The organism is Methylocystis bryophila (assembly GCF_027925445.1).
In the GTDB taxonomy this organism is placed as follows: Bacteria; Pseudomonadota; Alphaproteobacteria; order Rhizobiales; family Beijerinckiaceae; genus Methylocystis; species Methylocystis bryophila.
This window is the reverse complement of sequence record NZ_AP027149.1, coordinates 3,380,598-3,406,062: the sequence shown is the minus strand read 5'-3', so window position 1 is coordinate 3,406,062 and position 25,465 is coordinate 3,380,598. Positions and strand designations below refer to the sequence as shown.

Below are 25,465 nucleotides of genomic sequence, written 5' to 3'. Positions count from 1 at the left end.
AGCTTGACGCGTCTCAACCTACGGCGCAACGCCGATGATCGCTTTCGTCTCCAAGAATTCCGCGAAGGCGTGATCGCCCCATTCGCGACCATTGCCGGACATTTTGTAACCGCCGAAGGGCGCCATCAGGTCCATGGGCGCGCTGTTCAGCTGGACTTGGCCCGCGCGCAAGCGCGATGCGGTCTCCATGAGCCGGGCCGGGTCGGCGCCGGAGACATAAGCTGAGAGGCCATATTCGGTGTCGTTGGCGATCTCGATTGCGTCGGCGACCCTGTCATAGGCAAGGATCGACAGGACCGGCCCGAAAATCTCCTCGCGCGCGATCGTCATGTCGTTCGTGACATTCGCGAAGACGGTGGGCTTGACGTAGTAGCCTTTCTCCAGGCCCTCGGGCTTGCCGAGACCGCCCGCAACGAGGCTCGCGCCTTCTTCCAGTCCCTTCTGGATGAGGCCCTGCACCTTGTTCCATTGCGCCTCGGAGACGACCGGGCCCATCTGCGCATTTCCGTTGGGATCGCCGACCGTCGTCGCTTCCGCCGCGCTTCTTGCAAAACCGATGACCTCTTCCATTCTTTTGCGCGGCGCGAGCATCCGCGTCGGCGCATTGCAGGACTGACCGGAGTTCAGCATGACCGCGTTGACGCCCGCCGTCACGGCGGCTTTCATGTCGGCGTCCTCGAGGAGGATGTTCGGGCTCTTGCCGCCGAGTTCCTGGCAGATGCGCTTGACGGTGGGGGCGGCGTTCTTGGCCACCTCGACGCCGGCGCGAGTCGAGCCCGTGAAGGACACCATGCTGACGCCAGGATGCGAGCTGATCGCCGCCCCGACCGTCGGGCCGTCGCCGTTGACGAGATTGAAGACGCCCGGCGGCGTCCCCGCCGCTTCCAGCGCCTCGGCGAGGACTATGCCCGAAAAAGGCGCGATCTCGGAGGGCTTCAGCACCATGGCGCAGCCGGTCGCGAGCGCGGGCGCGATCTTGCAGGCCATCTGATTGAGCGGCCAGTTCCAGGGCGTGATGAAGCCGCACACCCCGATCGGCTCCTTGACGATGATCGTCGCGCCGCGGCGCTCCTCGAATTCGTAACGCTTCAGCACCTCGATCGCCGTGCTGAAATGCGCCGCGCCCATGCGGGCCTGCGCGCGCTGCGCGAGCCAGACGGGCGCGCCCATCTCCTCGGTGATGGCCCTGGCCATGTCCTCATGGCGTTTCTCGAGCTCAACGACAATCCGCTGTAGTAGCTCGAGACGCTCCCTGCGGCTCGTCCGTGAGAAGCTTTTGAAGGCTTCGCCAGCCGCCGCGACGGCGCGGTCCACATCCGTCGCCGAGCCGAGCGCGATATGCCCGCAGACGGCCTCCGTCGCCGGATTGATGACCTCGAGCGTCCTGAGCTCCGCCGGCTCGACCCAATGACCGTCGATGTAGAACTTCAGATATTCGCGCATGGTTCTGTCTCGATTATAGGCCTTGCGAGGGGATTCTAGCGCGGGCTGGTCCTCGAGCAAGGGCGAGCGGCAAGCAAGGTTCGTTGGCGGGCTTCGTCATGCTAACGAAAGACTGGATCAAGGAGAGCGGGCGCATGGAAATCGAGGGGCGGCATTACCGGACAATCTGGCTCGACGAGGATGGCGCCACGGTTCACGTCATCGATCAGACGAAACTGCCGTTTCGCTTCGAGACCCGCGGGCTGGCTTCCGTCGAGGCGGCTGCGCGCGCGATCAGCGACATGGTCGTGCGTGGCGCGCCGCTGATCGGCGTGACGGGCGCCTATGGACTCGCGCTCGCGGCAAGGCAGGACGCGAGCGAGGCGGCGTTGCGCAGCGCGCATGCGGCGCTCCTCGCCACGCGGCCGACTGCGATCAATCTGAAATGGGCGCTGGACCGCGTGCTCGCGAAGCTCCTCAGCGCCCCGATTGGGGAGCGTGCGGCCGAGGCTTTCGCGGAGGCGGGCCGTCTCGCCGACGAGGACGCCGCCTGCTGCGAGGCGATTGGGGAGAACGGGTTCAAGCTGATCGAGGAGGCCGCGCGGCGCAAGGGCGGTCGCGTCAACATACTGACGCATTGCAACGCCGGCTGGCTCGCAACCGTCGATTGGGGCACGGCGATCGCGCCGATCTACAAGGCGGCGCGCGCGGGGATCGATCTCCATGTCTGGGTCGACGAGACGCGCCCGCGCAATCAGGGCGCGAGCCTCACGGCCTTCGAGCTCGGAGCCGAGAGGATCGCGCATACGGTGATCGTCGACAACGCCGGCGGCCATCTGATGCAGCACGGCGAGGTCGATCTCTGCATCGTCGGTAGCGACAGGACGACGCGGCAGGGCGATGTCTGCAACAAGATCGGCACCTATCTCAAGGCGCTCGCGGCGCACGCCAACGACGTGCCCTTTTATGTCGCTCTACCCGGCTCGACCCTCGATTGGCGGCTCTCTGACGGCGTCGCGGAAATCCCAATCGAGGAGCGCAGCGGCGACGAGGTTTCCTTCATGCAGGGCTTGACGGATGCAGGCGAGGTGGCGCGGGTGCGCGTCACGCCTCAGAGTTCGCCTGCGAAGAATTTCGGCTTCGACGTGACGCCGGCTCGCTATGTGACGGCGCTCGTCACGGAACGCGGTGTTTGCGCGGCGAGCGAGAAGGGGCTGCGGGAATTGTTTCCGCATGAAGCGTCGCTTTGAAGACCATCAGGGATGGACTTCGCCGAGGCGCGACTAGATGAGGTGGCGGGTCCGGCGGACTGAGGCTCGACCGACGGCGAGATTTGGGAGGCGTTCATGGCGGAAACAGTCGCGGAAGTGTTGGTCGATGTTCTCGAAAGTCTTGGCGTCAAACAGATTTTTGCTCTGATCGGCGACTCGCTCAATCCGCTTGCCGACGCCGTGCGACACTCTTCGATCGAATGGATCGGCGTTCGCCACGAAGAGGGGGCAGCTCTTGCGGCGGCAGGCCAGGCGAAGCTCACGGGCAGGCTCGCCGTCTGCGCCGGCACCACGGGGCCGGGCAGCACGCATCTGGTCGCCGGCCTCTATGAAGCCTCGCGCGATCATGCGCCCGTGCTCGCGATCTCCGGCGACATGCCGCTCAAAATGCAGGGCACGGATTACATCCAGACGACCAAGCCCGATCTCTTGTTTCGCGACGTGTCGCTCTACACCGAAACCATTGCGTCGCCGGAACAGGCGCCGGCGGTCATTCACCAAGCCATCGCTGCGGCCTATGCCGGCCGGGGCGTCGCTCATCTCACTGTGCCGCAAGACATCATGATGGCGCGATGCAGTCGCGGGGTCGCCAGCGTGGACACTTTGCGGCCCCGTCCGGAGATCGCTGCAAACCCGGACGACGTCGCTCGTCTCGCCAGTCGGATCGACGCAGCCAACCGCGTCCTCATCCTCTGCGGCGCCGGTTGCCGTGGAGCTGCAGAGGAGCTGCGGGCGCTGTCCGACCGTATCAAGGCCCCGTTGATCCATTCCGTCAAAGGCCAGGACATCATGCCTTACGACGATCCGCACTGGATGGGCGGGATCGGCATGATCGGCTCGAAGCCCGTTTACGATGCGGTGATGAGCGCTGAGCTGCTGCTGATGATTGGCACGGACTATCCCTATCCGAATTTCCTGCCGAACCGGCCGGTGGTCGTGCAGATCGATGAGCGGCCCGAGGCGCTTGGCCGCCGCGCGCCCACGACGCTTGGCGTCCTGGGCTCGGCGCGGCCGACGCTCAAGCTGCTTATCGATCAGGTCGCGCCGAAGACTGACACGAGCTTCTGGGATCGCCTGACGCAGGATTGCCGGGCCTGGAGCCGCAAGCTCGATCAGCAGGCGGACCTCGCGCGCAGCGCCGAGCGCATTCATCCGCAGGCGGTCGCCCGGGCGGTGAGCGATCTCGCCAAGCGCGACGCCGTTTTCGTGCTCGACACCGGCCTCAACACGTTATGGTCCGCCAATTGGATCCGGCAAAGCGGATCGCAGCGCATCATCGGCTCTTTCAACAACGCCGCCGTCGGGACGGCGCTGGGGCAGGCCAATGGCGTTCAGGCTCTGGATCGCGCGCGGCAGGTGATCGCGCTCACCGGCGACGGCGGCTTCAACATGTTGATGTGCGAGTTCCTCACGGCGGTTCACCACAAGCTGCCGGTCAAGGTCGTCATCTACAATAACTCCGCCTTCGGCTTGATCCGGCTGGAGGCCGAGTCGATCGGCGTGCCGGCCTATGAGCACGGCATCGAATTCCCAAATCCAGATTTTGCCGCCTTTGCGCGCGCTTGCGGCGCGCAGGGTTTCGCCGCGAAGAAGCCCGACGAGCTGAAGCAAGCGATCGCCGACGCGCTGGCGTGTGAGGGACCGGCCATCGTCGATGCAACGGTCGTCGGCAGCGAGATTCCGAATGTGCCGCACCTCGACCTCGAGACGCTCGGACAATTTGCGCGCGCCAAGATCAAGGAGGCGGTGCTGGCGTTCACGGGGGGGTGAGGATCAGGTTTGCCAGGGATCGATGAGGGCGACCCCGCAACCCTGGAATCCTCGAACATCCCTCGTCGCAACCGCAGCGCCCGCCTCGGCGGCCGTGGCGGCGATCAAGGCGTCGAAGGCTTCGATGGGCGCGCCAGCATCGCGTCGCGTGACAACGATTTCGCTGTAGCGAGCCGCCACACGAGCATCCACCGGCAATATGCGTCCCCGGAAATCCTGTTCGAACATCGACAGCGCGGCCCCCGCCAGCGCCGCGCGGCGCTTGCCCGCTGGCAGAGCGCGAATGCCGAAGAAAATCTCCGCGCAGTTGATGCTCGTGGTGTAGAGCGAGGCGCGCGGTTGCGCTGCGATCCAATCGCGCACCGCTGCGTTCGGCGCCGAACGCATCAGTTCCGAAATGACATTGGTGTCGAGCACGATCACGAGTCGAAGCCGGGCGGCTCGCCCGTCGCCACAGCGGGGTGAGTCTCGAGATCGTTGGCTCCGCCCAGGCGCGCGAAGCGCCGATGGATAGCTTCGGCGAGATTGATCTCTTGCACGGACTCGGCGTCTTGCAGTGCAATTTGGAGAATGCGGCGCGCTTCGGCTTCCATGGAGCGTCCACCGACGGCCGCGCGAATACGCAGTCGCTCCTTGAGCGCCGGTTCCAGGTTTCGGATCGTGAGGCTGGCCATGAAGATCCTTGTCTCTCGTTCCCACGATGTAGTCAATGATTGCATTGATGTCAACGATTGCGTGCCTCGCCGTCGCGGGCGGCGGATGATCGGCGCTCAGCGGTAATGATCCTCGGGGACGACGCCCTTCGTCGCGATCGCGGCGCCGTCAGGCAGCTTCGATTGCTGCGGCGAAGGGAGGCATCAGCCTTCCTTCGCTCGCTTTCTTACGCGATTTTCCCAAGCGGCGCGTCGATCGCCATCCCGCTCGACTGCGTCTCGAACAGCCGCCGATAAACGCCGCCTTGGCGGCGCAGCAGCTCGGCGTGCGGGCCGTCCTCGACGATGCGACCGTTCTCGAACACGAGGATGCGATCAAGACGCTGCACCGTCGAAAGCCGGTGCGCGACGACGAGCGTCGTGCGGCCGCGCGAAAGCTCCTCGATCGCAGCCCGAATGTGATATTCCGACACCGAGTCGAGCGAGGACGTGGCCTCGTCGAGCACCAGAATCGGATTATCCGCGAGAATCGCGCGGGCGATCGCGACACGCTGGCGCTCGCCGCCCGAAAGCTTCACCCCGCGTTCGCCGACGAGCGTGTCATAGCCGTCGGAGAGCCGGTTGATGAAGATGTCGGCATGCGCGCGTCGGGCGGCGGCGCGAATCTCCTCGCGCGTCGCGTCGGGTCGACCGAACGCGATGTTTTCCGCAAGCGAGCGATGAAACAGGATCGGATCCTGCGCGACGACGCCGATCGCGCGTCGAAGCGACGCGAGCGTGACATGCGCAATGTCCTGCCCATCGATACGGATGGCGCCGCCTTCGAGGTCGTAGGCGCGCTGCAGCAGCTTGACGAGCGTGGACTTGCCCGCGCCTGAGGCGCCGACGAGGCCGACGCGTTCGCCGGGCGCGATGACGAGATCGAGTCCGTCATATATCGCTCGCGCCGCATGGGGATAGCGGAAGCGCACGTGATCGAAGACGATCCCACCAGTCATCACGTCGAGCGGCTTGGCTTTCGGCGCGTCGAGCACATCCGGGGCAGCCTCGGAAAAGCCCACGACCTCCTCCATGTCGTTCACGCATTTCTGAAAGTTGCGCACGTGATTGCCGAAATCGCGCAGATAATTGTTCAGGAGCGACTGCATGCCGACGAGGCTCACGATATCGCCGCTCGAGAGTCGCCCTTGACCCCAGAGGTAAAGGCCCGATCCGAGCAAGGCCGCCTGCACAGCGATCATCACCACCGTCTGCGCGCCCTCGGCGATCGAGTCGCGATACCAGTTGGTTCGCGCGGCGTTGCGCCACAGTCGCATCAGCGACGCAAAGGCTGAGTCTTCGCGCGACTCGGCGGCGAAGTCCTTCACCACGGGATTGCCGGTGATCGCATCGGCCAAACGGGCGGCGACGCGGGAATCGAGCGCTTGCTGCGCCTGTCCGGACGGCGCGACCCAGCCCAGTGTAAGCGACACGGCGACGGCGAGGAAGATCGCGACGCCGACCGCGACGACGAGGGCGAGCGGTGGCCAGAGCCAGGCGAGCGTCGCCGTCACGCCGAGGACGATCAGGCTCGAGGGAAGCAAGCCGAAGATCAGCGTGTCGCTCAAGAGATCGAAGGCCCACATGCCGCGCGTGATCTTGCGCACCGTGGCGCCGGCGAAGGCGTTGGCGTGCCAGTCGGCCGAGAAGCGTTGCACGCGTGCGAAGGCGTCGCGCGTAAGGCCTTCCATGCCTGTCGTCACCAGAGGCACGAGCGCAAGCCCGAAGCATTTGCGCAAGACGTGGAAGGCGATGATAAGCCCGATCAAGAGGGCCAGCGCCCGTAAGGGCGCGCCGACGTCGCGATTGGCGTCGACGAGCGAGTCCACAAGTCGTCCCGAGGCGAAGGGAAGTGCGAGCTCCGCGGCGTGCGAAAGGAGGCGAGCCAGGAGGATCAACGCGAAGAGCCGCGGCGAAAGCAGCCAATAGCGCAGGGCGAAGCGAAGAGTCGCCAGATGCAGCGAAAAGGACATGACGGAGCTCGTCAGGCAAGCGGAGGGATCGGAGCCGTCGATGAGCCGCTTCCGCAGCGCGCTGCGGGCGGAAGCAGGACTGAGACGGCCAGATGCGTGCGGGAAAGGGGAAGCGGTTTCCGCTAGATAAGTCGCGTCATCACGCGGGAAAAACGCATCTCTTCGCGCGAGGCCAGCGCGTCGGCCGGGGCTTTGCAGCGCACGACATAGCTAATCATGGCTTGCTCCTTCGCCGAAGATGCGACGCCGTCGGGCAGACGGGCAAATCGGATCTTGATTGATGAACGTCAAGCGCTATGCGTATTTCGTGACGAATGTATGACGTGCGTCGACCTTGGACAAAAAAAGCTTCGCGCGCTGCGCGAGGGCGGCCGCTCTGGCAATATGCGAGACTTCAGTCCTTCGATCTCTACTTGACTTCGCTCTGCAATCCGCCTGCTGATTGGCGACGCCGCCATTGGACTCCGCCATGACCGACGACCTCTCTTATTCCGAAGACTATCTTCGCGAGATCCTCTCGACGACGCGCACCATCGCGCAGGTCGGCGCGACGAAGAAGTGGAACCGGCCCGCCTTCTTCGTGATGAAATATCTGCAAAGCAAGGGCTATCGCGTCATCCCCGTCAATCCGGCCTTTGCCGGAGAGGAGATTTTAGGCGAACGCGTCTATCCCGATCTGAAATCGATTCCGGAGCCGGTCGACTTCGTTCAGATTTTCCGCCGCTCGGAATTCGCCGGCGCCGCTGCCGACGAAGCCGTCGCGATCGGCGCCAAGGTCGTCTGGATGCAGCTCGGCGTGCGTGACGACGCCGCCGCCGAGCGGGCGAAGGCCGCGGGGCTCAAGGTCGTAATGAACCGCTGCCCGAAGATCGAATACGGCCGCCTTGCCGGCGAATTGTCCTGGGGCGGCGTCAACAGCGGCGTCATCTCGAATCGCGCGCCTTCGCCTCCGACGCGCGCCCCTTTGCGCAAGAGCGCGGGGACACTGAAAGCCGATTTCGGCTTCGAGACGAAGGCGATCCACGCCGGCGCGCGGCCGGAGGCCGTCACCGGCGCGCGCGTCACGCCGATCTTCCAGACAAGCTCCTATGTGTTCGACGATGCGGAGGCCGCCGCCTCGCTCTTCAACCTGCACAACTTCGGCCACATCTATTCGCGCCTTTCCAATCCGACAGTCGCGGTGCTCGAGGAGCGGATCGCCGCGCTCGAAGGCGGTCGCGCCGCCGTCGCCGCGGCCTCCGGCCACGCCGCGCAATTTCTCGCATTCTTCACGCTGCTCGAGCCCGGCGATGTATTTCTCGCTTCCCGCAATCTCTATGGCGGGACGCTCACCCAATTCGGCCTGAGCTTTAAAAAGCTCGGCTGGACCTGTCGCTTCGTGGATCAAAGCGATCCCGAAAATTTCAGGCGCGCGCTGACCGAGCGCTGCAAGGCGATCTTCATCGAGAGCCTCGCAAATCCGGGCGGTATCGTCGGGGATTTGGAGGCGATCGCAAAGATCGCGCAGGACGCCGGCATTCCGCTCGTCGTCGACAACACGCTCGCCACGCCTTTTCTCTGTCGGCCGATGGAATGGGGCGCCGACATCATCTGCCATTCGACGACGAAATTTCTCGCGGGCCACGGCAATTCGCTCGGCGGCGTCGTTGTCGAATCGGGCCGCTTCAATTGGGCGAACGGCAAGTTCCCCGCGCTTGCCGGTCCCGAGCCCGCCTATCACGGTTTGGATTTCTTTGAGAACTTCGGCGATTTCGCCTTCACGACGAAGGCGCGCGCCGTGGCGTTGCGCGATTTCGGTCCCGCATTGGCGCCGATGAACGCCTTTCTCACGCTCACGGGCATAGAGACGCTTCCGCTGCGCATGGAGCGGCATGTCGCCAATGCGCTGGCTGTCGCGCGCTTCCTCGAGAGCCAGCCCAAGGTCGCCTGGGTCTCCTACGCCGGTCTCGACTCGAGCCCTTATCGCGCGGCGGCGCAAAAATATCTGCCGCGCGGAGCAGGGGCCGTCTTCACCTTCGGGCTCAACGGCGGCTATGCGGCGGGGATCAAGCTCGTCGAAAGCGTGCGGCTCTTCTCGCATCTCGCCAATGTCGGCGACACGCGCAGCCTTATACTGCATCCGGCGTCAACGACGCATCGTCAATTGACAGACGAGCAGCGGCTCGCCGCGGGCGCGGGACCGGAAGTCGTGCGGCTGTCGGTCGGGCTCGAAACGGCGCAGGATCTCATCGACGATCTGGCGCAAGCGCTGTCGGCGGCGGAGTGACTCGCCACTACAGTCACTGGCTTCGTCATGAATTCTTGATCCTGTCGACATCCCCCTGAGACGTTCCTCGCCGATAGCCCCGTTGCGGCCCAACGCCCGTTCCACTCGGCTGGCGCGCCGTCCATGTATTTTCGAACTCAGAATTGGGGACAAATATGAGTCGTAATCTTCTCAAATCCCTCTGTCTTGCGACGACCGCGCTGACGGCGGCGTCGCTCGCGCCGGCACAGGCGGATTCAACCCGGACTCCAATCAAACACGTCATTATCGTCGTCGGCGAGAATCGCACCTTCGACAATCTCTTCGGCGCCTATCAGCCGACAAATGGCCAGCTTGTCGACAATTTGCTGAGCAAGGGCATCATCCTGGCAAGTGGCGATCCGGGTCCGAATTTCGCCACGGCCAAGCAGCGGACAGCATACGAGCCCGGGCCGAACTACCATGTGGAGACCGCGACCACCGGCTCCTATGTCACGCTGCCGCAGCCTTACACGGGACACGAATTCCAGCCGCGCTCGAGCGATGGCGCTTTCGTCTCCGCGCCGTCGAGCATTCCAGACAGCCGCTTTCCTGCGAATTTGCCGAACGGGCCGTTCCAGATCAGCAAATATGCGCCCTACGGCGCATACACGGGCGACCCGGTTCACCGCTTCTTCCAGATGTGGCAGGAGGCGGACGGCCGTAAGCACGACAAGTTCGTCTGGGTCGAGGAGACCATCGGCACGGGTTCGAACGGCAATCCGCCGCCCTCCGGAGGGTTCAACCCCAAAGAGGGCGGGATCTCCATGGGGTTCTACAACATGAGCGCCGGCGACGCGCCTGTCTTCATGTCGCTCGCCCAGCAATATGCGATCAGCGACAATTATCATCAGGCGGTCATGGGCGGCACGGGCGCTAACTTCCAGGCGCTCGTCACCGGCCACGCCGCCTATTTCACCGATTGGACGAAGCTCGACGGTTCGGTCGGCACGCCTCTCGGCAACCAGATCGAGAATCCCAATCCGCTCTCGGGAACGAACAACTACTACACTCAGGATGGCTACGGCGGCGGCTCTTACGTCGAATGCTCCGACAATGGCCAGCCTGGCGTCAAGGCGGTTGCGGACGAGCTCAATGATCGCGGCGTGAAGGACAGGAAATGCGCGCCGGGACACTACTATCTCGTGAACAACTACAACCTTTATTGGAACCGATTCACGGGCGTCACCAACCCAGTTGGCGCAGCCAACAACTTCACGCTGCCGCCGCAGAGCGCGCCGACCATCGCCGAAGTGATGACGAAGGCGAATGTGTCCTGGAAATACTACAGCGCGGATAGCGGCAACGATCAGACCCGGTTCCACGACCAGGTGGACGGCGTCTTCTTCCCCTTGGTCGCGGCGAACGACACCGGGCCGTCCGTCCGCTATCACTCCTACTGCAACATCTGTGACCCGCTGACGGGCTACAGCAATATCGAGACAAACGCTTCCGAGGCGGCGAAGCTGCAGAGCTATGGCGATTTTGTCGACGATCTGGCGAATGACAAGCTGCCGGCTGTTTCCTTCGTTCGCCCGTTCGAGGCCTTCGCCGCGCATCCGGCGAATTCGTCCCCGGCGCTCTACGAGGCGTTCCTCGATACGCTCATCAAGCGCGTGAAGGGCTCGAAGGCTTGGGAATCGACCGCGATCTTCATCACGGTCGATGAAGGCGGCGGCTACTATGACTCGGGCTACATCCAGCCTGTCGATTTCTTCGGCGACGGCACGCGCATTCCGCTCATCGTCGTGTCGCCCTACGCCAAGAAGGGTTACGTCGATCACACATACTACGATCACGTCTCGCTGCTGAAGTTCATCGAGAGGAACTGGGGCCTGCCCAAGATCTCGAAGCTGAGCCGTGACAATCTGCCGAATCCACGGCACAACGACGACAGTCCCTATGTGCCGACGAACAGCCCGGCAATCGGCGACTTGATGAAGTTGTTCGCCTTCGAGGACTGGGACGATAGGGACTAGAGCGCGATGCGAAAAAGTGGAAGCCGGTTTTTCGCGCAAATCGCGCTCCAAACTTTTAGAATCGATCACGTTTTCTGCGTTCAGGCGATTCCGCCTGAACGCAGCGTGATCTGAGCAAGCTCGCTTGCTCAATCCGGGGCCGCGCCTTTGGGCGCGGCTTTTCTATCGCCGGAAAGTCAAACGTTGGGTTTGACGTCGGCCGTTGGGCAGATCGGCGACGGACCATTCTGAAACGCGGCTTCCTTCAAGGTTTTCTCATCGCGCGGCAATCGTGGCGACAGCGCGCAGGAAAATCTTCGGTGCTTCATCACGAAATCTCCCTAATGATCGGCGCCGCCGTGCAGCAATCGCAGCACTGAGGCTGCTGCGGCGCCTGTCGGATGCGATACGACGGAATGTCCTGATCAGTTTGACATTCCAGCGCTTTGAGCCCCAAAACTTGCCGTGATGGAGCCTTGCCCCTAACAAATGCTGAAGGTGCGTCTGGCGGCGCGCGAGCGAAGGAGTCGAAATGGCGGACGCGGCGCATTTTGCGGAAAATGAAGAGTCGGCGATTCCGATCGATTGCGTCGACAAGGAAAGCTTCGCCCAATATCTGGAGGGGCTGCCGCCGCCGATGCGCGCCTATGTCGGCGCCGCAGGGTTCGAGCCCAAGCCTGGCGCTTTGCTTCTCCCGCCATCGCCAGAGGGAGCGCTGGCGCGCGTGCTGTTTGGCGTCGAGTCTCCGGGCGCCCGGAGACTCGATCCCTTTCTTGCCGGCAAGCTGACGGCTCTGCCTCCCGGCGTCTACGCCTTCGAGCGCGCGCCGCGCGATCCGGACGCGGCGGCGCTGGCCTTTCTCCTGTCCTCCTACCAATTCCTCCGCTACCGGGCTAAACCCGCCGCAGCGCCACGGCTTCGCGCGCCCAAGGGCGTCGACGCGCTGCGCCTCGAGCGAATCGCCGCGGCGGTTGCGATGGGGCGCGATCTGATCAACACGCCGGCCAACGACATGGGGCCGCAGGCTCTGACCGATGCAGCGCTCGCTATCGCCGAGCGCCAGGGCGTCGCGCCGCGCGTCGTCATCGGCGACGATCTCTTGCGCGAGAACTTGCCCCTGATCCACGCGGTCGGCCGCGCCGCCGCCGAGGCGCCGAGACTCGTGGAGTTTTCCTGCGGCCCCGCGGACGGTCTCAAGGTCACGCTTGTCGGCAAAGGCGTGTGCTACGACACCGGCGGGCTCGACATAAAACCCTCGAGCGCGATGGCGCTGATGAAGAAAGACATGGGCGGCTCCGCGGTCGCGTTGTCGCTTGCCGAAATGCTGCTCTCGGTTGATCTGCCCCTGCGTCTGCGGGTGATCCTGCCCATCGTCGAGAATTCGGTCTCCGCCGCTTCTTTCCGCACCGGCGACGTCTACAAGAGCCGCAAGGGACTGAGCGTCGAGATCGGCAACACGGACGCCGAAGGACGGCTCATCCTGGCCGACGCCTTGGCGCTCGCCAGCGAGGACGAGCCCGATCTGCTCTTCGATTTTGCGACGCTGACGGGCGCGGCGCGCGTGGCGCTCGGTCCCGAGCTGCCGCCTTTCTACACGCGTTCCGACGCGCTCGCCGAGGAGATCGCGCGCTTTGGCGCCAGCGCGAACGATCCCGTCTGGCGGCTGCCGCTCTGGGAAGCCTATCAGAGCGGGCTGGACAGCAAGATTGCGGATGTGTCGAGCACGACGAGCCACGGCTTCGCGGGTTCGATCACGGCGGCTCTCTTCCTCAGCCGCTTCGTCGCCGATCCGCAGCGCTGGGCGCATTTCGACGTCTATTGCTGGAACCCCTCAACGAAGCCCGGCCGCCCCGAAGGCGGCGAGATCCAGGCTGCCCGCCTGCTTTACGACCTCATCGAGGCGCGTGTCGCGACAAGGAGCGCGACGCGATGAGCGGGAGTTTCGACAGAAGGCTGACGCCCGCGCGACCCGAAATCGCCGCCAAGCATCTCGAAGGCCGCGTTGCGGCCGCGCGCTTCGTCGATGGCGTCGCCATGCAGATCAAGGAGGGCGTCGTGGACGTGAAGCGCGAGCCGCGCCCCGACGCGCCGCTCGACACCCAGGCGCTCTATGGCGACTGCGTGACCGTCTATGACGAGGAGGAGGGCTGGTGCTGGGGTCAGCTCGCAAGCGACGGCTATGTCGGCTGGATCGCGGCCAATGCGCTCTGGAGCCGCGTCGAACCGCCGACCCATGTGGTTCGCGTGGCGCGCAGCTTCGTCTATCCCGCCGCCAATATGAAGGCGCCGACGATCCTGGCGCTGCCGCTCGGCGCGGCAGCGCGCATCGTGGAGCAGCGGGACGACTTTCTGGCGACGGGGGAGGGTGGCTTCATCTATGCGAAGCATTTGGCCCCGATCGACGCCCATGCCGATGATTTCGTCGCCGTCGCCGAGACGTTGATCGGCGTCCCCTATCTTTGGGGCGGCAAGAGCCCGCTGGGGATCGATTGCTCGGGCCTCGTGCAATGCGCCTTGGCGCGCGCAGGGATCGCCGCGCCGCGCGACAGCGATCTGCAGCAGGCGGGGCTTGGGCGGGTCGTTGCGGCGGAGGAGCCTCTGCAGCGCGGCGATCTCGTCTTTTGGAAAGGTCATGTCGGGATCATGCGCGACGCCTCGACGCTGCTGCACGCCAACGCGACGCATATGCTGGTCGCGTCCGAACCTTTGGATGAAGTCCGCGCGCGCAACGTCGCCGCCGGGGCGGGTGAGGTGACGGCAATCAAGAGGCTGGCTCCCCATCAGGAGCAGAGCAAAGCATGACGCTCTATCTCGAAGATTTGTCCGTCGGTCAGCTGTTTCGTTCCGAGCCCCGCGTCCTGACGCCCGAGGAGATCATTCGCTTCGCGCGCGACAATGATCCGCAATATTTCCACCTCGACGCGGAGGCCGCGAAGGCGAGCCTGTTCGGCGGGCTCGTCGCGAGCGGCTGGCAGACGGCGGCGCTGTCGATGCGCCTCCTTGTCGAAGGACCCGCTCCCTTCGCGGGAGGCCTCATCGGTATGGGCGCCGAGCTCAGCTGGCCGCAGCCCGTGCGACCGGGCGACTCGATCCGCATCGAAGGCGAGGTGACGGAAATTAAGCGCTCGCGTTCGCGTCCCAATAGAGGAATCGCGACGATCAAGCTCACGACCTACAATCAGCGCGACGAGCCCGTGCAGAAGCTCGTTGCGCGCGCCCTGGTCTTCGCACGCGGAGCCGGCGCGTGAGGGGAGCGAGGGACTAGCCATCCTGCTGGCGCGGAAAGCGCGCTAGATAGACGAGCGTTCGCGCGATCCTTCGTCGCGATTTTATCGAGGAAGCCCATGCAAAAACGCAGGCTTGGACGCAACGGCCCGGAGGTCTCCGCGATCGGGCTCGGCTGCATGGGCATGTCGGACTTCTATGCCGGCGGCGACGAGGCCGAGTCGATCGCGACGATCCGTCACGCGCTCGATTGCGGCGTCACCTTTCTCGACACCGCCGACATGTATGGGCTCGGCGAGAATGAGAAGCTCGTTGGCCTGGCGATCGCGAAGCGGCGCGACGAGGTTTTTCTCGCCACGAAATTCGGAAATGTGCGCGCGCCGGACGGCGCGTTTCTCGGCGTCGATGGGCGCCCCGACTATGTGCGGCGCTGCTGCGAGGCGAGCCTGAAGCGCCTCGGCGTTGAAACGATCGATCTCTATTACCAGCACCGCGTCGATCCCAAAACGCCGATAGAGGAGACCGTCGGCGCGATGACCTCGCTCGTGAAGGCCGGCAAGGTCCGCTATCTCGGCCTCTCCGAGGCCGCGCCAGCGACGTTGCGCAAGGCCTGCGCCGTGCATCCGATCGCCGCGCTGCAGACCGAATATTCGCTTTGGAGCCGCGAGCCCGAGGGCGAAATTCTCGCCGCCTGCCGAGAGCTCGGCGTCGGCTTTGTCGCTTACAGCCCGCTGGGGCGGGGCTTCCTGACCGGGCGCTTCAAATCCACCGACGATGTGCCGCAAGACGACTACCGCCGTCACACCCCGCGCTTCCAGGGAGAGAATTTCGACAAGAACCTCGCGCTTCTCCGCGAGCTCGAAGCCTTCGCGCGCGAGAAGCGCTGCACGCCGGCGCAGCTCGCGCTGGCCTGGGTGCTGGCGCAGGGAGAGGACATCGTGCCTATTCCCGGCACGAAGCGGCGCAAATATTTCGACGAGAATGTCGGGGCGTTGTCGATAGCGCTCTCCGCCGACGAGATCGCGCGGATCGGCGAAGCGCTGCCTGCTGGCGCAGCCGCCGGAACGCGTTACATCGAGCCGGCCATGAATGCGCTAAATTTATAGGCCCGTCGAGGGCGTCCCCGCAGGAACGCGCCGTCGCGGCGCGGCCCCCACGGGCGGGCGCTCACTGTCGGACGGCCGTGACGAGCCCGCTCGGACAACCCGAATCTGCGACCGCCGGCGCGGCGGCGACGAGCTGCGACAGGTCGGATTTTCCATCGAGCTGCCCTTGGAGGCCGATCGTGACCTCCATGATCATGCGGTCTCCGTGGGAGCCTTTGCAGCTCACCTTGATGCGGTCGCCCGCTCCGGCGCCGAAGCTGTCGTTCATCGCCTTCTTGATTTGCGCCGTCGTAATCTGGGCGCCGACGTTCTTCGCGAATAAAGCGCCGACTTCCGAGGCGTTCAATTGCCCCATCAATGCGGTCGCCGCGGTGAAGTAGGCGTCCGGCGTCGCGACAGGGGCGCAGGTGCCGTGTTTAACCCATTCGTGACGCTCCAGCGACGACTTCGTGCCAGGCATGACCTGCTCCAAAGCGTCTCGAACGTCCTCGGACAGGTTGACGGCCGGCAGATCGCCGAAGCGCTTCTGCTTGTCGATCGCGACGACGTCGCCCGGGACATTGCAATATTCATCGGGATCGGGCCACAGACCATGCAGAGAAAGCTGCCTCGTGTCGGCGCCGCCCGGCGTCTCGCTCTGACATTCGGGCTTGCTCGGCTCCGTGGCGCAGAAGGCGGGCTCCCAACTGACCGCGAGCAGGTAGAAGCTTTGCTTGCCGCCATTGGTTTGGCTTCCTCCTTGGGTCTGAGCGGATGCGGCGCCCGTCGAAAGATCGCCGCAGTCGATGGCGACCCAGCGGCGCGTGGGCTCGGCGCCCGGCACTTCGAGGAGATAATGCGTCGCGGCGTCCTTGTTCTTGGCCAGGAGCTTATAGGAGTGATTGGCTTCCAAGCTGACGGCGTTGTCGCCGCTGTGGATCGAGGGCGTCGCCGGGCAGGCTTGCTGCGCGGTGAAAGAGCCGGTCATGGGAACCTCCGCCTGGGCGGAGCCGGCGAGGAGCGCCGAGAAAGAGATCGTTGCGACAACCAATAGGCGCTTCATTTTTGATCCCCAGCAAATGCCAACAAACCTGTCGAGAGTAGCAGAAATTCATTGCTGGACAAACCGCGACCGTCACCGTGGCGAACGCCTCCGGAAAGGCGGCGAGCGCTTCGCCGCAGCCGCCGCTGGGATCGAGATGAGATAATCGCCTGTCATCTCGACGTCACCAATCCCAGCCGGCGCAGCAGCGGCGGCATCGTCAAGCCCTGCACGACGATCGAGAAGCCGACGACCCCGAAGGCCGCGATCCTGAGCTCGTCGCGCAGCGGCAGGTTCTCGGGCAGCGACAGCGCCAGGGCGAGCGCCAGCGCGCCGCGCAGGCCTCCCCACCACAGAATATGCTGCTCACGAAGAGGGATGGCCCAGCGCGTCGGGGCGAGAAGCAGGCTCAAGGGATAAATCGTCACTGCGCGCCCGAGCAGCACGACGCCGATTGCGACGAAGATCGCAAATGCCTCGCCGGCGCCGAAGGGCATGGACGCCAGATCGACGCCGATGAGCAAGAACACCACCGAATTGGCGAGGAAAGCGATAAACTCCCACAAAGGGACGGCGAACTCCCGGCCTCTGTTCGTGAGATAGGATTTCTCGTCGTCGGCGAGCACGCCGAGATTGCCCATCACGAGACCGGCGGCGACGGTGGCCAGCACGCCGGACGCGTGAAAATATTCCGCGGAGAGAAAGGCGCCGAAGGCGGTGATCGTTGTCAGCGCCGCTTCGACCAGATGCTCGGAGGTTCTCCCCGCAACGAGGATGGCCAGGCCGCCGCAGAGACAACCGATCGCGAGGCCGCCAACCGCGACGCCGGCAAGGCTCAATACCGAGCTCCCATCGGCCGAAGCCGCCGCGCCCGCGCCGGCCCAGGCGAGGCTCGCGACGAAGATGACCGCCGCCGCCCCGTCATTCATGAGGCTTTCGCTCTCGACGAGGAGGCGCAGGCGGCCATGAAGGGCGTTGTCCTTGAACATGGCGATCGTCGCGACGGGGTCGGTTGCGGCGATCAAGGCGCCGAACACGAGAGCCGAGGCGAACGGCCAACCCAGCAGCAACGTCATGCCTTCCGCGACGAAGAAAGTCGCGGCGAGCGCCCCGACCGTCGAGAAGACGAGGATCGGGACGAGATCGCGCTTCAGATCGCGCCAGGAGAGCGCCAGCGCCGCCTCGAACAGCAGCGGCGGCAAAATGAGATCGAAGACGAGATCATGCGTCAGATGCTCGCCGAGATCGAGGCGACTGAACTTCAGCGCCGCGCCGACCACGACGAGGCCGACCGTGTAGGGGAGCTTCAGCCGCCGCGCGGCGATGGCCACCAGCATGGCGACGGCGAGCAGGGCGACGAAATGTCCGATGCTTTCATCCATCCGTCGCCCTCGCTCCCTTCGCCCAATTCGCCTGACGCGCGCGCGAAGGCCCCCGCAGGTTCGGGCTCACGCGGCTTCGCCGTGGCAGCGCTTGAATTTCTTGCCCGATCCGCAGGGACAAGGTTCGTTGCGGCCGACTTTGCCGAAGAGCGAGACCGCCTCCATGTCGCCATTGGCGAAAGCCCGCCGCCGCCGCCAATAGCGCGACAACGCCACCACCGCTTCCGGCAGCGCCTCAACCGCAAGGCGCAACTGTTTCTCGCCTTCTCCGGTCATCGGATCGAAGAGGACATATTTGCCATCCTTGTCGCGCAGATGGGCAAGGATGGGCGAGAGAAGGGCGCAGTCGGGCTGCTGGAAGAGTTCTTGCCAGGGCTCCGAGCGCAGCCGAACGCCGTCCATGAATCCGTCAACCCAGTCATCGGCGACGATGCGCCCGTCCTTGTCGCGCCACAAGCGCGGCTCGTAAGCGTTGCCGGCTTGCCGGACGAGCCTGAGGATCTCGTCGTGGCGGTCCATGAAATGTTCCGCGAGCAGGTTGAGCTGCCGGTCCAGATTATTTGGTCCTGCAATGCCGAAACCGATCTTGGGGAGCCATTCCGCCGGCGAAATTTTCTCCGGCCCGATGGCGATGGCGGTGATCATCCCGTCCGCGTTGGACAGGGCGGCGTGCGCTTCGCGCATTTCCTGCGGATCGAAGTGAGGATGGATGGGCGCGCGCGTCTGCGCAGCGGGGGTGGCCATGGTCGTGCTCCTGGGGCGGCGGGCCTGCCGGCTCCGCCTAGTCGCCGATTCGGTTCGGGCAGGGGAGAGGGAGACGCTAGAGCTTGTGACGGAAACATGGCAAGCGGTTTCTCCGGTTAGGACATGTTCTAAGATCTTGATTTGGAGCCTAGTCCTTTTTGATCGCGTTATTGATCGCGGGCTTCGCAGACATTCGACATCGCGCCGGCGGTCCTTGCCGGCAGGCGTCTTAGTTTGAGACCGTCGGCGGAAATAGATTTGCTGCGTCATGTCGGGCGTTGCTCCCGCCTTGCGCTCCGCGTCGCTTGGTGGGACGATCCGACATCAAAGCCAAAAAAACTCCAACAAGCTTCGATGAAAGGAGCAGGCGATGAGCGGGACGGATCACACTCTCGGCGCAAGGATCGGAGGCCCGCGCCTCATCGCGATCCTCGGGCCTTTCCAGACCGGCAAGACCAAGCTTTTCGAGGCGCTCCTCGTGCGCGCCGGGGCGGCGAGAGAAGGCGCCGCGCTGGGCGATCTCTCCCCGGAGGCGCGCGCGCACCAGATGAGCGTCGAGGCGAATATCGGCTCCGCCGATTATCTCGGCGATCAATTCACCTTCATCGACATACCGGGCTCCCTCGAGTTCTCACACGAAGCGCGCCAGACGCTGCCGCTCGTCGACGCCGCGATCGTTGTCTGCGAGGCGGATCCGCGCAAGATTTTTCCGCTCCAACTCGTTCTGCGCGAGCTCGAGGAGCTTGGGCTCCCGCACTTTCTCTTTCTCAACAAGATCGACACGGCGGTCACCAGCGTGCGCGAGGCGCTCGCCATGCTGCAGCCGGCCTCGCGCACGCCTTTGATCGCAAGACAAATGCCGCTGTGGAAGAATGGCGTCGCGATCGGTTTCATCGATTTGGCGCTCGAGCGCGCCTATGTCTATCGCGAGCACTCCACCTCGGAAATCATCGAGATTCCGGCCGGCGAGACCGCGCATGAGAAGGAAGAGCGCTACTCGATGCTCGAGCGTCTCGCCGATTACGACGACGAACTGATGGAGGAGCTCATTGCCGACATCGAGCCGCCTCGCGACCAGATCTTCGACGACCTTTCCAAGGAGTTGCGCGCCGGCCTTGTCGTGCCGCTGTTTTTTGGCTCGGCCGAACGCGGCGCCGGCGTGACGCGCCTGCTGAAGGCCCTGCGCCATGAGGCGCCGGGCGTCGCGACCACTCGCGAGAGGTTGGGCGTGGCCCCGGAGGGACCGGCGCTCGCCCAGGTGCTTCGAACGATCCACACCTCGCATGGCGGCAAGCTCTCGCTGTCGCGCGTCTTGCGCGGGAATTTTGTCGATGGCCAGCCAGTCCTTTCGCCGGAGGGCGAGGAAAAGATCTCGGGCCTCTCGCGCCTGCTCGGGGGGGCGCTGTCGAAGCAAGGGGAGGCGAGGGAGGGCGACACGCTCGCATTCGGACGCTTGGAGCACGCCAAGACGGGCGATCGTCTCTCCGGCGATCCGCGTCTCGGGGCGAAGGAGGCGACGAAAAGCGAGCTGATCCCTCCACCGCCCGTGCATGCGCTGGCGCTCAAGGCGAAGGACCGCAAAGACGAGATGAAGCTCGCCGGCGCCTTGGCGAAATTGATCGACGAGGATCCGGCGCTCCAATGCGTTAACGATCAGAGCCTCTCAGAAACGCGGCTGCTCGGGCAGGGCGAGATGCACCTGCGCGTGACGCTGGAACGGTTGGCGTCGCGTTTCGGCGTCACGGTTGAGACGCGAAAACCGACGGTCGCCTATAAGGAGACCATCCGCAAGCGCGTGCAGTCTCGCGGTCGCCACAAGAAGCAATCCGGCGGCCATGGCCAGTTCGGCGACGTGCTCTTGGCCGTCGGCCCACGGGAGCGCGGCGAAGGCTTCCATTTCTCCGAGCAGATTCACGGCGGCGCCGTGCCAAAGCAGTATTTCTCCTCCGTTGAAGCGGGCTGCGTCGATGCAATGGGACAGGGGCCTCTCGGTTTCCCGGTCGTCGACGTCGAGGCGGTGCTGATGGACGGCTCCTTTCATACGGTCGATTCCTCCGACATGGCCTTCCGCGCCGCCGGTCGCGTCGGCATGAGCGAGGCCTTGGCGCAGGCGGAGTCCGTGCTGCTCGAGCCTGTGCTCGCCGTGACGGTCTATGCGCCGAGCGAGGACATCTCGCGCGCTTCCGCGATCGTCTCGGGCCGGCGCGGACAGATCCTGGGTTTCGGGCCGCGTGAAGGCTGGGAGGGTTGGGACAAGATGGAGGCGCTGATGCCCGAGGCCGAAATGGACAATCTCATCGTCGAATTGCGTTCGGCGACCTCTGGCGCGGGCTTTTACGAAGCCCGCTTCGACCATCTGGCCGAGCTGACCGGAAGGCTCGCGCGCGACGTGGCGGCGGCGCGCGCCGCTGCGAAGGGCAACGGGGCCGGGTGAGCCGCAACGGGTCGGCGCGGGGGATTTCTGGTTCGGATCGACCCGCGGTTGCGCTATATTGCCAGCATGAGCGCTCTCGCCAACGCCGCGGCTTCGATGACCCTGCGGGACTTCCTCTCCTGGGAGGAGCCTTATGAGGCGCGCTGGGAGCTTGTCGAGGGCCAGCCTATGGCCATGGCGCCGGCGACCCGGACGCATGCCGCGATTCAGGCGGAGCTCGGGCGGTTGATCGCGAATGCTTTGGTTGAAAAAGCCAGCCCCTGCTCGGTGCTCATCAATCCGGGGATCGTGCCGCGCGTCCGCTCCGACGCAAATTTTCGCGTCCCTGATCTCGGCGTCGTTTGCCGGGGTTACGAAAAAGAAGAGCTGTGCGTGTCGGAGCCGACCCTCTTGATCGAGGTTCTGTCGCCGGGCAACGAGTCCAGAACGCGCTCGAACGTGTGGACCTATACGACGATCCCGAGCGTGAAGGAGATCGCGATCTTCCGGACCGAGGCCATCGGGGCCGAGATGCTACGGCGTGGGGAAGACGGGAACTGGCCGGCGGCTGCGGAAGTGGTCGAGGCCGGCGAATTGGCCTTCAGAAGCATCGGCGTCCAATTCCCGATCGAAGCCGTCTACCGAACGACCCGGCTGGCCAAGGGCTGAAGGGTTCCCTTTTGCCGGCCGATCCTGTATACGGCGCCGCATCGCAACATTATCGACCCTTGCGTCCCTCCGTCCGCCGCGTTGCAGGCCCCGGAGACGGCGCCGGTCGTTCTCAAGGCCGCCTTCCCCATGAAGCTGCGTAACATCGCCATCATCGCTCACGTCGACCACGGCAAGACCACGCTGGTCGACCGGCTCCTGCAGCAATCTGGCGCCTTTCGCGAGAATCAGCGCGTCGCCGAGCGCGTGATGGACTCGAACGATCTCGAAAAAGAGCGCGGCATCACGATCATGGCCAAGGCCACCTCGGTCGTTTGGAAGGATACGCGCATCAACATCGTCGATACGCCCGGCCACGCCGATTTCGGCGGCGAGGTCGAGCGCATTCTCTCGATGGTGGACAGCGCCATTGTGCTCGTCGACGCGGCTGAAGGCCCCATGCCCCAGACGAAATTCGTCGTCGGCAAGGCGCTCAAGATTGGCCTGAAGCCGATCGTCTGCATCAACAAGGTGGATAAGCCCGATGCGCGCGCGAGCGAGGTCATCAACGAGGTCTTCGACCTCTTCGCCGCGCTTGACGCCAGCGACGAGCAGCTCGACTTTCCGATCATCTACGGCTCGGCGAAGCAAGGCTGGATGGCCGAGGAGCCGGACGGTCCCAAGGACGGCATGGCGCCGCTCTTCGATCTCATCGTCAAGCATACGCCCGAGCCGAAGGTGGAAGAGGGTGGATTCCGCATGCTCGGCACGTTGCTCGAGGCCAATCCCTATCTTGGCCGCATCATCACTGGCCGCGTCTTCGCAGGCTCCGTCAAGCCGAACCAGCCGGTGAGGGTGCTGGCGCGCGACGGCTCGCTCGTCGAGCAGGGGCGCGTTTCGAAAATTCTCGCCTTCCGCGGGATCGAGCGCCAGCCGATCGACGAGGCGGAGGCGGGCGACATCGTCGCCATTGCGGGCCTCGAGAAATTCAACGTCGCCGACACGCTTTGCGCGCTGGAGGTCAATGAGCCGCTGCAGGCGCAGCCCATCGACCCGCCGACTCTGTCCATGACCTTTCTCGTCAATGATTCGCCGCTCGCCGGCACGGAAGGCGACAAGGTCACGAGCCGCATGATCCGCGCGCGCCTCTATAAGGAGGCCGAGGGCAATGTCGCGCTGCGCGTCGAGGACTCAGCCCAGGGCGACGCCTATATCGTCTCGGGGCGCGGCGAGTTGCAGCTTGGCATATTGATCGAGACCATGCGCCGCGAGGGCTTCGAGCTCGGCGTCTCGCGTCCGCAGGTCGTCTTTAAGAAGGACGAAAACGGCGAGCTTCTGGAGCCCATCGAGGAGGTCGTCATCGACGTCGACGAGGAGCATTCCGGCGTCGTCGTGCAGAAGATGGCCGAGCGCAAGGCCGAGATGGTGGAGATGAAGCCCTCCGGCGGCGGCCGCCTGCGCCTCGTGTTCTACGCGCCGACGCGCGGGCTCATCGGCTATCAGGGCGAGCTCCTGACCGACACGCGCGGAACGGCGATCATGAACCGGCTGTTCCACGAATACGCGCCGCATCGGGGCGACATCCAGGGCCGACGCAACGGCGTCTTGATCTCCAACGATCAGGGCGAGGCGGTGGCCTACGCCATGTGGAAGCTCGAGGATCGCGGCCCCATGATGATCGAGCCGGGCTGGAAGGTCTATCGCGGCATGATCGTCGGCGAGCACACGCGCGACAACGACCTCGAAATCAACGTGTTGAAGGGCAAGCAGCTCACCAATATCCGCACCCAGTCCAAGGACGAGGCCGTGCGCCTGACGCCCCCGATCCAAATGACGCTGGAGAAGGCGCTGGCCTATATCGAGGACGACGAGCGCGTCGAGGTGACGCCGAAGTCGATCCGGCTGCGCAAGGTGTATCTCGACCCCAACGATCGCAAGAAGTTCGGGAAGAGCAAGGCGGCGGCGGTGGTGGCGTGAGCAAGGCCTAGTGAAGAGCAGCGAGTAGACTTGTTGCCGCCCGTATTAAACTTGGCGCATACTGTTGATCTGTCACGAGCGCATTACGTGGCTTGGACAATGGAATGACTTCGCTATCGATTGTATACGTCGTCACCAACCCTGCTATGCCCGGTCTCGTTAAGATCGGGCGCACGGCGGGGGATGATGCCGGATTTCGTATCTCGCAGCTTTACACGAGCGGCGTGCCGTTCCCCTTCAAGTTAGAATTCGCTTGCAGAGTGCCCAACGCCGAGGAGGTCGAGCAAGCACTGCACCGCGCCTTTGCCCCCAACCGGGTAAACCCTCGACGTGAATTCTTCTCGATAGAGCCCGACCAGGCAATAGCAATCCTCAGATTGCTTCATGTCGAAGATGCTACAGCCGACGTCGGGCAGGCGCCGACGCCTATTGACACCGAGGAGGTGAGAGCCGGCGAGGAGTATGCTTCTCGGCGACCAAATCTGAACTTTCTAGAAATGGGCATACCGATCGGCTCCACACTCTTCTTTGAGGATGGAACGACTACCGTGATGGTTTCAACGTCAAAGAAAGTGCGCCTGGGTACGGATGAAATGTCATTGACCGCAGCAACGAAGAAGCTGCTTGGTCTGCCTTACAGCGTCGCACCGGGCCCGCATTGGACGTTCAACGGGCGGCTCCTCAGAGAAATCTACGACGAGACCTACCCGCTCTCGGAGTAGGTCGTAGGCCCCCGACGGGGACCGCGGCCTTTGCAAATCGGTAACCGCAATTCTGTACGATTTATTCAAGAATGACCGCAGGCGTTAGCAATTCTTTACGTCGAGCCGCGCGGGCGAGCCAATCCGATACATGAATTTAAGATTTTGTTGCCGAAAATGCGGGCGTAAGCCCCTGACGCGCTTAGGTAAATTTTAAAGCTGAACGCATATAGAAGATTTGCGTGTGTCGGTTTCCAGTAAGCGAGTAACAGCATGACAGAGACATATCGTCCCCGCGTCAAATATGTCATCGGCCCCGACGGGAGTCCGCTGACGATCGCGGATCTGCCGCCGCCGACGACGCGGCGCTGGGTCATCCGACGCAAGGCGGAAGTCGTCGCGGCGGTGCGCGGCGGTTTGCTCTCGCTCGACGACGCCTGCAGCCGCTACACGCTCACTGTCGACGAATTCCTGAGCTGGCAGGCCTCGATCGATCAACATGGCCTTGCCGGCCTGCGCACGACGCGGCTCCAGCAATATCGCGCTTGACGGCTCTCCGCGCCGACACGGACAAACCGGTCTCCGAAAGGAGGCCGGTTTTCTTGCGCGCCCCCTTGGACGGCGCCAGCATTCTCGTCGCTCGGCGCGCCTGGCCAGCTTCAGCGAAGCGCTTCCGATGTCGGAGGATCCGCCAGCCGCATCTTCCTTGAGCGCCGCTGCAAGCGACTGCTTCTCCGGAAACCTCATGCTTTTGCGGTAGGGTGGGGCGCGAGCGGTTTCAGAATCCAGTTTCCTTTTCCGAGGCGCCGGCGCTCGACGGTGCAATGTTGCCACTTTTGGTCTGCAATGTGGCCGCCTCGGCTCATTTGGAAGGCGTC

The 25,465-nt window shown here is 64.2% G+C and carries 20 protein-coding genes and 1 pseudogene; 14 read left to right on the top strand and 7 right to left on the bottom strand.

All coding sequences use genetic code 11. The features are described 5' to 3' along the window. Window positions 1-18 precede the first annotated feature (18 nt). Window positions 19-1,443 (bottom strand): aldehyde dehydrogenase family protein, encoded by a 1,425-nt coding sequence (locus QMG80_RS15720; RefSeq protein ID WP_085770042.1) that lies wholly within the window; start codon window positions 1,441-1,443, stop codon window positions 19-21. A gap of 134 nt (window positions 1,444-1,577) precedes the next feature. On the opposite strand from QMG80_RS15720, the gene mtnA reads away from it, so the two are divergent. Continuing rightward, the gene (gene mtnA / locus QMG80_RS15715; RefSeq protein WP_085773425.1) at window positions 1,578-2,672 is read left to right on the top strand and encodes an S-methyl-5-thioribose-1-phosphate isomerase; all 1,095 of its coding nucleotides are present in this window, start codon (window positions 1,578-1,580) and stop codon (window positions 2,670-2,672) included. Between the two features lie 96 nt (window positions 2,673-2,768). Further along, window positions 2,769-4,463: a thiamine pyrophosphate-dependent enzyme gene (locus tag QMG80_RS15710; RefSeq protein ID WP_085770041.1), complete on the top strand. Its 1,695-nt coding sequence runs from the start codon at window positions 2,769-2,771 to the stop codon at window positions 4,461-4,463. A gap of 3 nt (window positions 4,464-4,466) precedes the next feature. Here QMG80_RS15710 and QMG80_RS15705 read toward each other — a convergent pair whose 3' ends face one another. The 3 genes from QMG80_RS15705 to QMG80_RS15695 all read right to left on the bottom strand — a co-directional run bounded on the left by QMG80_RS15705 (window position 4,467) and on the right by QMG80_RS15695 (window position 7,128). Further along, on the bottom strand, window positions 4,467-4,886 hold the full coding sequence (locus tag QMG80_RS15705; protein ID WP_085770040.1) for a PIN domain-containing protein: 420 nt from the start codon (window positions 4,884-4,886) through the stop codon (window positions 4,467-4,469). After that, complete coding sequence (locus QMG80_RS15700) at window positions 4,883-5,137, bottom strand: FitA-like ribbon-helix-helix domain-containing protein (protein WP_085770039.1); 255 nt, start codon at window positions 5,135-5,137, stop codon at window positions 4,883-4,885. Before QMG80_RS15700 ends, QMG80_RS15705 begins: the two co-directional genes overlap by 4 nt. Before the next feature lie 206 nt (window positions 5,138-5,343). Next, on the bottom strand, window positions 5,344-7,128 hold the full coding sequence (locus tag QMG80_RS15695) for an ABC transporter ATP-binding protein (protein WP_085770038.1): 1,785 nt from the start codon (window positions 7,126-7,128) through the stop codon (window positions 5,344-5,346). Window positions 7,129-7,597: 469 nt separating this feature from the next. Here QMG80_RS15695 and QMG80_RS15690 point away from each other — a divergent pair. From QMG80_RS15690 to QMG80_RS15660, 7 genes and pseudogenes are all read left to right on the top strand, one after another. Beyond that, window positions 7,598-7,993: pseudogene (locus tag QMG80_RS15690) on the top strand (CoA-binding protein); the annotation flags it as partial. Window positions 7,994-8,113: 120 nt separating this feature from the next. Continuing rightward, window positions 8,114-9,394 (top strand): O-acetylhomoserine aminocarboxypropyltransferase, encoded by a 1,281-nt coding sequence (locus QMG80_RS15685; RefSeq protein ID WP_245300206.1) that lies wholly within the window; start codon window positions 8,114-8,116, stop codon window positions 9,392-9,394. Window positions 9,395-9,549: 155 nt separating this feature from the next. Continuing rightward, window positions 9,550-11,391 carry an alkaline phosphatase family protein gene (locus tag QMG80_RS15680; protein ID WP_085770036.1) on the top strand — a complete coding sequence of 614 codons (1,842 nt, stop codon included), beginning with the start codon at window positions 9,550-9,552 and terminating at the stop codon, window positions 11,389-11,391. Window positions 11,392-11,902: 511 nt separating this feature from the next. Further along, window positions 11,903-13,303, top strand: a complete 1,401-nt coding sequence (locus QMG80_RS15675) for a leucyl aminopeptidase family protein (protein ID WP_085770035.1) — start codon at window positions 11,903-11,905, stop codon at window positions 13,301-13,303. Further along, the gene (locus QMG80_RS15670) at window positions 13,300-14,172 is read left to right on the top strand and encodes a C40 family peptidase (protein ID WP_085770034.1); all 873 of its coding nucleotides are present in this window, start codon (window positions 13,300-13,302) and stop codon (window positions 14,170-14,172) included. Before QMG80_RS15675 ends, QMG80_RS15670 begins: the two co-directional genes overlap by 4 nt. Next, window positions 14,169-14,618 (top strand): MaoC family dehydratase, encoded by a 450-nt coding sequence (locus tag QMG80_RS15665; RefSeq protein WP_085770033.1) that lies wholly within the window; start codon window positions 14,169-14,171, stop codon window positions 14,616-14,618. Before QMG80_RS15670 ends, QMG80_RS15665 begins: the two co-directional genes overlap by 4 nt. 96 nt (window positions 14,619-14,714) lie before the next feature. Further along, window positions 14,715-15,701 carry an aldo/keto reductase gene (locus QMG80_RS15660; protein ID WP_085770032.1) on the top strand — a complete coding sequence of 329 codons (987 nt, stop codon included), beginning with the start codon at window positions 14,715-14,717 and terminating at the stop codon, window positions 15,699-15,701. Window positions 15,702-15,762: 61 nt separating this feature from the next. On the opposite strand, the gene QMG80_RS15655 is transcribed toward QMG80_RS15660, so the two are convergent. From QMG80_RS15655 to QMG80_RS15645, 3 genes are all read right to left on the bottom strand, one after another. Further along, on the bottom strand, window positions 15,763-16,743 hold the full coding sequence (locus tag QMG80_RS15655; RefSeq protein ID WP_085770031.1) for a ribonuclease T2 family protein: 981 nt from the start codon (window positions 16,741-16,743) through the stop codon (window positions 15,763-15,765). 152 nt (window positions 16,744-16,895) lie between these two features. After that, the gene (locus QMG80_RS15650; protein WP_085770030.1) at window positions 16,896-18,104 is read right to left on the bottom strand and encodes a cation:proton antiporter; all 1,209 of its coding nucleotides are present in this window, start codon (window positions 18,102-18,104) and stop codon (window positions 16,896-16,898) included. 66 nt (window positions 18,105-18,170) lie between these two features. Next, complete coding sequence (locus QMG80_RS15645; protein WP_158658542.1) at window positions 18,171-18,848, bottom strand: UPF0149 family protein; 678 nt, start codon at window positions 18,846-18,848, stop codon at window positions 18,171-18,173. A 370-nt stretch (window positions 18,849-19,218) separates the two neighbouring features. Here QMG80_RS15645 and QMG80_RS15640 point away from each other — a divergent pair, with 370 nt between their 5' ends. From QMG80_RS15640 to sciP, 5 genes are all read left to right on the top strand, one after another. After that, a complete protein-coding gene (locus QMG80_RS15640; protein ID WP_085770028.1) occupies window positions 19,219-21,282 on the top strand; it encodes an elongation factor G in 2,064 nt (687 codons plus the stop codon). A gap of 66 nt (window positions 21,283-21,348) precedes the next feature. Beyond that, window positions 21,349-21,930: a Uma2 family endonuclease gene (locus QMG80_RS15635; protein ID WP_085770027.1), complete on the top strand. Its 582-nt coding sequence runs from the start codon at window positions 21,349-21,351 to the stop codon at window positions 21,928-21,930. Between the two features lie 129 nt (window positions 21,931-22,059). After that, window positions 22,060-23,886 (top strand): translational GTPase TypA, encoded by a 1,827-nt coding sequence (typA, locus tag QMG80_RS15630; RefSeq protein WP_085773424.1) that lies wholly within the window; start codon window positions 22,060-22,062, stop codon window positions 23,884-23,886. A 104-nt stretch (window positions 23,887-23,990) separates the two neighbouring features. After that, entirely contained in the window at window positions 23,991-24,608 is a 618-nt protein-coding gene (locus tag QMG80_RS15625; RefSeq protein WP_085770026.1) for a GIY-YIG nuclease family protein, read from the top strand. A 252-nt stretch (window positions 24,609-24,860) separates the two neighbouring features. Further along, complete coding sequence (sciP, locus tag QMG80_RS15620) at window positions 24,861-25,136, top strand: CtrA inhibitor SciP (RefSeq protein ID WP_085770025.1); 276 nt, start codon at window positions 24,861-24,863, stop codon at window positions 25,134-25,136. Window positions 25,137-25,465: the final 329 nt, after the last annotated feature.

Excerpts from the sequence above, each read along its gene's own strand:
- QMG80_RS15720 (WP_085770042.1), bottom strand. The coding sequence starts at position 1,443 with ATGCGCGAATATCTGAAGTTCTACATCGACGGTCATTGGGTCGAGCCG.
- mtnA (WP_085773425.1), top strand. The coding sequence starts at position 1,578 with ATGGAAATCGAGGGGCGGCATTACCGGACAATCTGGCTCGACGAGGAT.
- QMG80_RS15710 (WP_085770041.1), top strand. The coding sequence starts at position 2,769 with ATGGCGGAAACAGTCGCGGAAGTGTTGGTCGATGTTCTCGAAAGTCTT.
- QMG80_RS15700 (WP_085770039.1), bottom strand. The coding sequence starts at position 5,137 with ATGGCCAGCCTCACGATCCGAAACCTGGAACCGGCGCTCAAGGAGCGA.
- QMG80_RS15695 (WP_085770038.1), bottom strand. The coding sequence starts at position 7,128 with ATGTCCTTTTCGCTGCATCTGGCGACTCTTCGCTTCGCCCTGCGCTAT.
- QMG80_RS15680 (WP_085770036.1), top strand. The coding sequence starts at position 9,550 with ATGAGTCGTAATCTTCTCAAATCCCTCTGTCTTGCGACGACCGCGCTG.
- QMG80_RS15675 (WP_085770035.1), top strand. The coding sequence starts at position 11,903 with ATGGCGGACGCGGCGCATTTTGCGGAAAATGAAGAGTCGGCGATTCCG.
- QMG80_RS15670 (WP_085770034.1), top strand. The coding sequence starts at position 13,300 with ATGAGCGGGAGTTTCGACAGAAGGCTGACGCCCGCGCGACCCGAAATC.
- QMG80_RS15665 (WP_085770033.1), top strand. The coding sequence starts at position 14,169 with ATGACGCTCTATCTCGAAGATTTGTCCGTCGGTCAGCTGTTTCGTTCC.
- QMG80_RS15660 (WP_085770032.1), top strand. The coding sequence starts at position 14,715 with ATGCAAAAACGCAGGCTTGGACGCAACGGCCCGGAGGTCTCCGCGATC.
- QMG80_RS15655 (WP_085770031.1), bottom strand. The coding sequence starts at position 16,743 with ATGAAGCGCCTATTGGTTGTCGCAACGATCTCTTTCTCGGCGCTCCTC.
- QMG80_RS15650 (WP_085770030.1), bottom strand. The coding sequence starts at position 18,104 with ATGGATGAAAGCATCGGACATTTCGTCGCCCTGCTCGCCGTCGCCATG.
- QMG80_RS15645 (WP_158658542.1), bottom strand. The coding sequence starts at position 18,848 with ATGGCCACCCCCGCTGCGCAGACGCGCGCGCCCATCCATCCTCACTTC.
- QMG80_RS15640 (WP_085770028.1), top strand. The coding sequence starts at position 19,219 with ATGAGCGGGACGGATCACACTCTCGGCGCAAGGATCGGAGGCCCGCGC.
- QMG80_RS15635 (WP_085770027.1), top strand. The coding sequence starts at position 21,349 with ATGAGCGCTCTCGCCAACGCCGCGGCTTCGATGACCCTGCGGGACTTC.
- typA (WP_085773424.1), top strand. The coding sequence starts at position 22,060 with ATGAAGCTGCGTAACATCGCCATCATCGCTCACGTCGACCACGGCAAG.
- QMG80_RS15625 (WP_085770026.1), top strand. The coding sequence starts at position 23,991 with ATGACTTCGCTATCGATTGTATACGTCGTCACCAACCCTGCTATGCCC.
- sciP (WP_085770025.1), top strand. The coding sequence starts at position 24,861 with ATGACAGAGACATATCGTCCCCGCGTCAAATATGTCATCGGCCCCGAC.